Annotated in this window: 9 protein-coding genes and 1 other RNA gene; 6 read left to right on the top strand and 4 right to left on the bottom strand. The window is 29.4% G+C overall.

What is annotated here, in order from left to right; translation table 11 throughout:
* Both RT575_RS11965 and RT575_RS11960 read left to right on the top strand, forming a co-directional pair.
* The coding region (locus RT575_RS11965; RefSeq protein ID WP_313581134.1) for a DUF47 family protein at positions 1-496 on the top strand (496 nt) is incomplete at its 5' end.
* A 1-nt stretch (position 497) separates the two neighbouring features.
* The gene (locus tag RT575_RS11960) at positions 498-1,598 is read left to right on the top strand and encodes an inorganic phosphate transporter (RefSeq protein WP_313386115.1); all 1,101 of its coding nucleotides are present in this window, start codon (positions 498-500) and stop codon (positions 1,596-1,598) included.
* 71 nt (positions 1,599-1,669) lie between these two features.
* Here RT575_RS11960 and RT575_RS11955 read toward each other — a convergent pair whose 3' ends face one another.
* Genes RT575_RS11955 through RT575_RS11940 form a run of 4 tightly spaced genes read right to left on the bottom strand, consistent with a single transcriptional unit; the run spans position 1,670 to position 5,637 of the window.
* Positions 1,670-3,382, bottom strand: coding sequence for a phospho-sugar mutase (locus RT575_RS11955; protein ID WP_313581132.1), 1,713 nt, complete (start codon positions 3,380-3,382; stop codon positions 1,670-1,672).
* An 8-nt stretch (positions 3,383-3,390) separates the two neighbouring features.
* Positions 3,391-4,095: a GIN domain-containing protein gene (locus tag RT575_RS11950; protein ID WP_313581130.1), complete on the bottom strand. Its 705-nt coding sequence runs from the start codon at positions 4,093-4,095 to the stop codon at positions 3,391-3,393.
* Positions 4,096-4,101: 6 nt separating this feature from the next.
* Entirely contained in the window at positions 4,102-5,064 is a 963-nt protein-coding gene (locus RT575_RS11945) for a glycosyltransferase family 2 protein (protein ID WP_313386118.1), read from the bottom strand.
* 3 nt (positions 5,065-5,067) lie between these two features.
* A complete protein-coding gene (locus tag RT575_RS11940) occupies positions 5,068-5,637 on the bottom strand; it encodes a DUF4199 family protein (protein ID WP_313581128.1) in 570 nt (189 codons plus the stop codon).
* 329 nt (positions 5,638-5,966) lie between these two features.
* On the opposite strand from RT575_RS11940, the gene ffs reads away from it, so the two are divergent.
* The 4 genes from ffs (at position 5,967) to RT575_RS11920 (ending at position 10,340) form a co-directional block, all read left to right on the top strand.
* Positions 5,967-6,065, top strand: an RNA gene (gene ffs, locus RT575_RS11935) — signal recognition particle sRNA small type.
* Positions 6,066-6,143: 78 nt separating this feature from the next.
* Complete coding sequence (locus RT575_RS11930) at positions 6,144-7,796, top strand: CTP synthase (protein ID WP_313581126.1); 1,653 nt, start codon at positions 6,144-6,146, stop codon at positions 7,794-7,796.
* On the top strand, positions 7,774-9,615 hold the full coding sequence (gene yidC / locus RT575_RS11925) for a membrane protein insertase YidC (protein WP_313581124.1): 1,842 nt from the start codon (positions 7,774-7,776) through the stop codon (positions 9,613-9,615). Before RT575_RS11930 ends, yidC begins: the two co-directional genes overlap by 23 nt.
* Before the next feature lie 158 nt (positions 9,616-9,773).
* Entirely contained in the window at positions 9,774-10,340 is a 567-nt protein-coding gene (locus tag RT575_RS11920) for an acetate uptake transporter (protein WP_313581123.1), read from the top strand.
* The last annotated feature ends 77 nt before the right edge of the window (positions 10,341-10,417 follow it).

The raw sequence follows: 10,417 nt of genomic DNA, 5'->3' as shown, positions 1-10,417 counted from the left end.
AGCTCAAATTTCTAAAATAGAAAGTAAAATTGAATATCTTACTCAAAAAACAAATCTTGAATTAAGTAAAAATTTTATTACTCCATTCGACAGAGAGGATATTTATCAATTAGTAAAATCTATTGATTATGTTGCAGACAATTTAAATGGAGCTGCCAATAGAATCAATATTTATCAAGTTGAAAAAATTACTAAATCAATACGCAAAATTAGTGCTGTAAATTTAGAAGCTTGTCAATTAATTGGTGAAGGTGTTGAACAGTTAAAAGATTTAACGAATGTTAATCGAATTTATGAAATATGCGAACGCATCAATAAATTAGAAAATAAATCTGATCGTATTTTTGATAAAGCAGTTCAAGAGATTTTCGAAAATGAAACAGACGCAAAAAATATTATCAAATACAAAGAAGTACTTTCTTCTTTAGAATCTGCAACAGACAAATGTAAAAGCGTAGCAAATGTCTTAGAGGCTGTTGCCGTAAAACATTCATAAAATGGAATTAACTATATTATTTGTAATTATAGGATTAGCCATTTTATTTGATTTTTTAAATGGCTTTCATGACGCAGCAAATTCTATTGCAACTGTAGTTACAACAAAAGTACTTACACCTATACAAGCTGTAATTTGGGCCGCATTTTTCAATTTTGTAGCTTTCTTTATTGCAAAATATATTATTGGAGAATTTGGAGTTGCAGATACAATTGCAAAAATAATCAAAGAAGATGTTGTTGTTGCATTTGGATCTAATCCTTCTATTGTTGTAATGGCAGCTCTATCAGCAGCTATAACTTGGAATATTTTAACTTGGAAACTAGGAATTCCTTCTTCATCTTCACACACATTAATAGGTGGACTTGCAGGTGGTGCTTTGGCTGCTACAGGTTATAATTTCTCAGCAATAAATGGATCTATTATCCTAACAATTATAATATTCATTTTAGTTGCTCCTATTATTGGTTTAATTGCAGGTAATGTTATTTACATTATTACATTAAATCTTTGTAGAAAAGCAAAACCTCATAAAGCAGATAAATGGTTCAAAAGATTACAACTTGTTTCATCTGCAATGCTTAGTGTTGGACATGGATTAAATGATTCCCAAAAAGTAATGGGTGTTATCACATTTGCCTTACTTGCAAACCAAGAAGCTATTAGTAAAGCTAATATGGATGGATGGTTTATGAATGATGTTTTTAATTGGAAAAGTTGGTTTATAACGTCAAGTAGTACAGATATTCATGATTGGGTTCCTATCATGTGTTTTTCTGCTATTGCAATTGGTACATTAGGAGGAGGAATGAAAATCTTAAAAACAATGGGTAATAAAATTACTAAAATTACACCTATCGAAGGTTTCACAGCTCAAACTGCTTCAGCAATAACTTTATTTTTTACAGAACACATTAAAATGCCTGTTTCTACTACACACGTTATTACAGGTTCTATTATTGGTGTTGGAATGGTAAAACGTATTTCTGCCGTTCGTTGGGGAGTTACAATCAGTTTACTTTGGGCTTGGATCTTAACTATTCCTGTTTCAGCTTTAATTGCAACTGGATTTTATTACTTTTTTAATTTATTTTTCAACTAAAGAAGCAAATATATCATACAAAAAAAGACCTCTAAATAGAGGTCTTTTTTTGTATGATATAATATAAATTATTAACTAAAATCGTTTTTAAGTTGATCAACTTTATCTAATAACTGTTTTTGAATTTCTTTATATTCTCCTACATTTTGAATTGGAGCATTTACTGAGAAATAGTATTTAATTTTAGGTTCTGTTCCAGAAGGACGACAAGCAACCTTACTTCCATCTTCAGTATAGAAAATTAACACATTTGATTTTGGAACATCAATCGTTATTTCTTCTCCAGTTACTAAATCTTTATCAATTGAAGATTGAAAATCTTTTACACGAATAACTTTAGAACCTGCCAACTCTTTTGGAGCATTCGTTCTAAAATCAACCATCATTTGAGCGATTAATTCTGCACCTTCTTTTCCTGGTTTTACAATATTTATTAAATCTTCTTGATAAGCTTTTCCTATCTCAACAAAAATTTCAACTAATTTATTATATAATGAACTACCTTTCGCTTTTTGTACAGCAGCAATTTCAGAAACTAACAAAGCTGTAGTTACAGAATCTTTATCACGAATAAAATCACCTACCATAAATCCAAAAGACTCTTCTCCTCCCCCAACGAAAGTTTCTTTACCTTCGAAACGACGAATCATATCAGCAATCCATTTAAATCCTGTTAAACCAACTTTACAATCTACACCAAATTTTGCTGCGATGTCATAAAATATATCAGAAGTAACGATTGTAGAACCTATAAATTCTTTTCCTAATAATTTACCAGCTTCTTGCCACTTTTCTAATAAATAATAAGCCAAAACAGTATTCATTTGGTTACCATTTAATAAAACTATCTCACCTTCATTATTACGAGTCGCAACACCTACACGATCAGCATCTGGATCAGTTCCAATAACAACATCAGCATCAATTTTGTTTGCTAAATCAACAGCCATTGTTAAAGCTTCTGGCTCTTCTGGATTTGGAGATTTAACCGTTGGGAAATCTCCACTTGGAATTGCTTGTTCTGGAACTTGATGAACTTGTGTGAAACCAGCTTTTTCAAATGCTTTTGGAGTAATAACTACAGAAGTTCCATGAATTGATGTAAAAACAATTTTTATATCATTTTTCCCTTCAGAAGTAAAACTACCGTTTTTAACAGAAGCTTCAATAAAAGCTTCATCAACTTCTTTACCTATAATCGTAATTAACTCATCATTTCCTTGAAATTTGATATCGTCAACTTTTGTATTATTTACTTCATTAATTATTTCTCCATCTTGTGGCGGAACAATTTGTGCTCCATCATTCCAATACACTTTATAACCATTGTACATTGGTGGATTATGAGAAGCTGTTAATACAATACCTGCATCACAACCTAAATGACGAACTGCAAAAGATAATTCTGGTGTTGGACGAAAAGATTCGAACAAATAAACTTTTATTCCATTTGCAGTTAAAACATCAGCAACTAATTTTGCAAAAACATCCGAATTGTGACGGACATCAAATGCAATTGCTACTGATTTTTCTTTACTCGGATATGTTTTATTAATATAATTTGCTAAACCTTGCGTTGCTGCACCTAATGTATATTTGTTAAGACGATTTGTACCAACTCCCATTATTCCACGCATTCCTCCTGTACCAAACTCTAAGTTTTTGTAAAAAGAATCGTCTAATTCTGTAGGATTATTATCAATTAAATCTTGTACAGCATTTCTTGTTTCTACATCATAAGAATCAGAAAGCCATAATTTCGCATTTTCTAAACTTGAACTCATTCTTGTTTTTATTTTTTAAGCACTTGTGCTTGATCAGTTATTTTTAATTCTTTATTGGGATCACCAATAAAACTTACAATTGTATTGTTTTTTGCAGAGCCAGAAAGTATTTGTCTTGCATTAATATCAATCAAAGCATTATCTTCAGCTAAGAAATCAACTTCATTAACTTCAAATTTAAATAAATTTAACTTGGCTTGATTTTCTGCTTTAATTTTCATTTTATCTGCAGTTCCTTCCAATAATATAGATGAATGATCCTCTGATCTTAAATCCAATTTATCTGTAATTAAATAAGTTTGTGATATTTTTGATTGATCTTTCGCTATAATTTCTAATTCATCAACATTCAATGCACCTGATGTTGTTACAGAAGTTTTTTTATCTACAATAAATTTCTTAAAATCTCGTGTAACATACACATAAACATCATAAGAACTGAAGTCTTTTACATCCTTCTTTTCTTTGATTGATAACGAATTCTTATTTGTAGTAATATCCAAATTATCAATTAAATTTTGATGAGAATCTATTCTAAGATTTATAGTATTACTTGGAACTAAAATAACATTACAATTACATGATATGGTTAAATTATCAATTTTATCTACTTTATATTCTTTTTGCGCAGTTGCAATTCCTTCTCCATTAATAGACGAATTACATGATAAAATTAAAATACAAAATAAGCAAAGTAATATTATTTTTTTCAAAATTCATTAATTTAAATTAAGCTCTTTTTGAACTAAATATAATTGTTTTTCACGATTATTACGAACAATTAATTCACCTAAAAATCCAGCTAAAAATAATTGAGTTCCTAATATCATAAAAACTAAAGATATATAAAAATATGGATTATCTGTAATTAACTTAGCAGGAGAATGTGAAATATAAACTTTAAATAACTTCTCTATTCCAATGTAAAAAGAAGACATAAAACCTAAGATAAACATTAAAGTTCCTAATAAACCAAAAATATGCATTGGTTTGTTTCCAAAACGAGAAGCAAAGAATAATGTAATTAAATCTAAAAACCCATTTACAAAACGATTTGCTCCAAACTTAGAAACACCATATTTTCTTGCCTGATGTTTTACTTTTTTCTCTATGATACGAGAATACCCTGCATTTTTTGCTAAAACTGGTATATAACGATGCATATCGCCATATAATTCTATATTCTGTGTAACTTCATATCTATATGCTTTTAGTCCACAATTAAAATCATGAAGTTTAACACCAGAAGTTTTTCTTGCTACACCATTAAATAATTTTGATGGTAAGTTTTTTGTCAATTTATTATCTTGACGATTTTCTTTCCAACCAGATACAATATCTGCTTTTTGATTTTTAAGCATATGATATAATGATGGTATTTCTTCTGGAAAGTCCTGTAAATCAGCATCCATTGTTATCACCACATCACCTTTCACTTCTTTAAAAGCTGCACTTAAAGCTGGAGATTTACCATAGTTTTTTCTGAATTTAATTCCTTTTACTTCAGGATTAAAATTCCCTATGTATTCTATAATTTGCCATGACTCATCTGTACTTCCGTCATCAACAAAAATAACTTCGAATGAAAAATCATTCTGTTCGCAAACCTTTTTTATTCTATAAAATAATTCTTCTAAAGAATCTTGCTCATTTAATAGAGGGACAACAACTGATATATCCATATGTTAAAAAACACGTTTTTTTAAAAATTGAGAAAATAAAGCTGAGATAGCTATATAAAAAGATAAAAACATAGAAAACAATCCAAAAAAGTTTTTAATTGTAAATAAATTTAAATTTTTATATCCATCAGAATTTCTGTATAATTCTATATCCTTTGCAATTTTAGGATCAGCCATATTATCTGTAAAAGTATCTAAAAGACCTTGCTTTAAGCTATCTTGTGCCCACTCTCCTGCTGTATTGAAAAATAGAAAAATAACAATAAGACTCATAGCACCAGCAAAGAAAATAGTATAAAAACCTACTTTAAATCCTTCTTTAAAACTCATTAAGTCTTCTCTAGTTTGATAATTAATTGCTTTCTTTTTTGACAAATTAAATATCATGAAAAAACAATATATTGCATACACAGGTAAAAGTATGAAACAACATATCATAAAACTATACGTATAATAATCTTTTACTGATACATTACCATTCGTAGAAAAATAAAAATATAAACCGAAAAACAGCACTAATGTAATCGCTGTTAATATCAAAGAATTTTTGAAAATCTTATTAAAACTTATCATTTGACAAAGATATATATATCTTATAATTCTTTGTGGAATATTTTTATGTTTTAAAACAATGAAATAAAAAAATATTTAAAAAAAAAAGCAATAACGATTGCAGTGGAAATCCTTTTTTGATTGGATGCATTTCGACATTAGCTAAACAACCAATCAAAAAAAGATTGAGAAAGATAAAGCGCGGTCCGTAGGAATTGCCAAAAAAAATAAAAAAAATACTCGCTTATAATCTACTCATTTCTAAATAATAGAATCAAAACACAAGATTTTTAGAGAAAAAACTTTCTATAAACACTTTTATTTTATAAAAAATATTTTACCTTTGCATCAGGCAAGTCCTACACAACCAGCTCCTGTTGAACCCTCCAGGACGGGAACGTAGCAAAGGTATACGGTCGTAGCGGTGTGATGTAGGTCGCTTGCCTTTTTTTATTCTCTAAATTTAAGTATCTTTTTTTTACCCCATTATTTATTCGTAAATTTGCAACCATTGATTTAAAGATTCAATGGAAACAAACAAAGCACCAAAGTACATTTTCGTTACCGGAGGAGTAACATCGTCGTTAGGAAAAGGAATTGTAGCATCTTCTTTAGGAATGCTACTAGAAGCAAGAGGATATAGAGTAACTATACAAAAGTTAGACCCATATATCAATGTCGACCCAGGAACACTTAATCCCTACGAGCATGGTGAATGTTACGTAACGGAAGATGGTGCTGAGACTGATTTAGATTTAGGGCACTACGAGCGTTTTTTAAATAGACCAACTTCTCGTGCCAATTCGGTTACTACAGGAAGAATTTATCAGTCTGTTATTGAAAAAGAACGTCGTGGAGACTATTTAGGGAAAACTGTTCAGGTTGTTCCTCATATCACAAATGAAATTAAACGTCGTATAAAGTTACTAGGTAATACTGGTGATTATGATATTATTATTACAGAAATTGGTGGTACAGTAGGTGATATAGAATCTTTACCATATATAGAAACTATTCGCCAATTAACATGGGAATTAGGAGAACATAATTCTTTAGTCATCCATTTAACATTAGTACCTTACTTAGCTGCATCAGGTGAGTTGAAAACAAAACCTACACAGCATTCTGTTCGTACATTAATGGAAAGCGGTATTCAAGCAAACGTTTTAGTTACACGTACAGAACATCATCTACCAAAAGATGTAAAAAATAAATTAGCATTATTCTGTAATGTTAGAAAAGAAAATGTAATAGAATGTATGGATGCTAGTACTATTTACGAAGTTCCATTTTTATTACATGAACAAAATTTTGATGAAGTTGTTTTAAAAGGCTTAGATTTGCCAACTGATCAGGAACCAAATTTCGCTGTTTGGAAAAAATTCTTAGAAAATCATAAGAATCCAAAAAATGAAATTGAAATTGCTTTAGTAGGAAAATATGTATCGTTACATGATTCATACAAGTCTATAACAGAAGCTTTTACTCATGCTTCTGCAACTTGCGAAACGAATGTAAAAGTACGTTGGGTATATTCTGGAGATATAACAGAAGATAATGTTGCTGAACAATTGAAAGGAGTTTCAGGAATTTTAATCGCTCCTGGTTTTGGAGATAGAGGAATATTAGGAAAAATAATTGCTGCTAATTTCGCAAGAAGAAACAATATACCTACACTAGGAATTTGTTTAGGAATGCAAATAATGGCAATAGAGTTTGCAAGAAATGTTTTAGGATATGAAAAAGCAGATTCTGCAGAAATAGATGTAACAACTCCACATCCTGTAATTAGCTTAATGGAAGACCAAAAAGATATTACAGATAAAGGAGGAACTATGCGTTTAGGAAATTGGAAATGTACATTGACTGAAAATACAAAAATCAATAAAATTTACAATTCTACAGAAATTTTAGAACGTCATAGACATAGATATGAATTTAATAATGATTATTATACAGAATTTGTAGACAATGGATTTTTACCTGTTGGTAAAAACCCAGAAACAGAATTAGTAGAAATTTTAGAACATAAAACACACCCATATTATGTAGGTGTGCAATTCCATCCGGAATATAAGAGTACAGTTGCTTCGCCACATCCTTTATTTATAAGTTTTATCGAGGCAGCTTTATTGAATAAACAAAATGATTTAGTGCATGCAACAAGAGAAAAAATTTGATTTTAACCAGACAATTGGCTTTATTTTAATTGCAATTCTTTTTGGCGTATTCTATTATCTTAATAAGCCTTCCGAAGAACAAGTCGAAAAGCAAAAGAAAGAATTAGTACAAAAGCAAGAGCAAGCTAAAAAGCAAGAACAATTAAACAAAACAGCTTCACAAAAACTTTTTGAAGAGGTAGATACTACTCAAGCAAAAGATGTAGAAGTTAGTAATGATAAAATTAAGGTGAAATTTTCACCTAAAGGAGCTCAGATTTCTGATGTTCAAATTATCGGTTACGATGCTTACAATGTTAAAAAAGATGGACACAAAGACCCTTTACATTTAATACAAGAAGGTTCTAATACATTTAATTTATCATTTAAATCTAAACAAGGAGCTGTAATAAATGTTTCTGACTTAATTTTTGTACCTCAAGTACAAAAAAATGCTAACAATACTATTGTTACATTTACTGCTAACGCATTAAATAGTCAGATACAATATATATACACTATTGGAGATTCTTATGGAATTGATTTTGAAGTTAAAACACAAGGTTTATCAAATATTACATCTGATAACAAAGTAGATTTAGCTTGGAATATGAATGGTTTCAGTACTGAGAAAGGAAAAGATCAAGAAAAATACTGGTCACATACTTATTTCCAATTTAAAGGAAATAAAGATATCGAATACGAATTATTTGGTGCTGACGAATGGAAAGAAGAAGATGCAATTTCTTGGGTAGCTAACAAACAACAGTTTTTTGCTACAGTACTTTCTAACGAAGAAGGATTTAAAGATACTAATGGAGGGTCTGTAAATTCAGATAAACAAGATTTAGTACACAGTAAATACTATCATTTAAATTCGAAAATAGACCTTAAAAATAGTGAGATTAATACAAAATTCACATGGGATTTTATTCCATTGGATTACAAAATGTTGAAAAACTATAATGATAAAGGTTTTCAGAACTTAATTGACTTTGGATGGGGATTATTTGGTTGGTTAAACAAATACTTTTTCCTAAACGTATTCAAGTGGTTAGCTTCTGTAGGTATAACTTATGGCTGGGTTATTTTCTTAATGACAATTGTTGTTAAGTTAATCTTATCTCCTATAATGTATAAACAAAACCGTCAATCTGCATTAATGAAAGTAATTCGTCCTGAATTAAATGAAATTAATGAAAAATATAAGGATTCTAAAGATGCGATGAAAAAGCAACAAGAAACTATGGCTATTTATCGTAATGCAGGGATTAATCCATTAGCAGGATGTTTACCAGCATTATTACAAATACCTATTTTCTATGCATTATTCCGTTTCTTCCCTAATTTAATTGATTTAAGAGGAGTTCCATTTTGGTTTGTTGATGATTTAACTGCTTTTGATGATTTAATTAAATTACCTGAATGGGTACCATTTTTAAATGGTCACTTAAGTATATTTGCTCTTTTATATATTGTTGCAATGATGATATACTTTAAAGTTTCAGGTTCTATGGATAATTTCCAAATGCCACAACAAGAAGGAATGCCAAATATGCAATTCATGAAATACATGATGTACATAATGCCTCTTTTCTTCTTCGTATTCCTTAATAACTATGCGTCAGGTTTATCATGGTATTACTTAGTTTCTAATACAATTAATATATTTATTGTTCTATACATCAAAAAATATATGATTAATGAAGCTAAAATTCATGAAATAATTAAAGCCAATAAAGCAAAACCCAAAAAACAAGGTAAATTTGCTTCTCGCATGCAAGACATGATGAAACAAGCACAAGAAATGCAAGAGCAACAAAAAGGTAAGAAAAAATAAACTCTTATTTATAAATATAAAAAGGTCGTTAATTAAATTAACGACCTTTTTTTTATCTCTTTTAATTTGCTATAAAATATTTTTTAGTGTATAAAATACACTTTTATTTGTTGATTTCATTTTTATCAATTATAATTGTTATACAAACAATCACAAAAATGGAAAAACAATACGAAATTAAAGATTTAACAGCTAATCCTGGGCCATTAGGATTATATGGTTTTGCTATGACTACTATACTTCTAAATATTCATAATGCAGGATTTTTCCCTGTAAACAGTATGATTATGGGTATGGGAGTATTTTTTGGTGGTGGAGCACAATTTATTGCTGGAGCATTAGAATGGAAAAAAGGTAATAATTTTGCGAGTATTGCATTTATGTCGTACGGAGCATTTTGGTTAACCTTAGTTTTTACATGGATAGCTCCTCTTTTTGGTGTAGATAAGCCTGATGAAAATGCAATGGGATCCTATTTATCAATTTGGGGTTTATTCACATTTGTAAATTTCATACAGACACTGAGAGGTAATCTTACAGGAAAATTACTTTTTGGTTCACTTACATTATTATTTTTCTTATTGGCAGCAGGAAATTTCACAGGAAATAATAGAATAATTTCATTTGCTGGATGGGTTGGAATTATTTGTGGATTTATTGCATTTTACGAAGCATCAGCAATAATGATTAATAATAAATACGAAAAAGAAATCTTACCTCTATAAAAAAATTTGCCAATCACTATAGTACATGCTATCCTCTTCAATCTTTGCTAGCAACTTAGCCTCATAAAATTGCTAGC

Source organism: Chishuiella sp. (assembly GCF_032109125.1).
GTDB lineage: Bacteria > Bacteroidota > Bacteroidia > Flavobacteriales > Weeksellaceae > Empedobacter.
The sequence above is the reverse complement of the archived record's forward strand: the minus strand, read 5'-3'. Positions and strand labels throughout refer to the sequence as shown.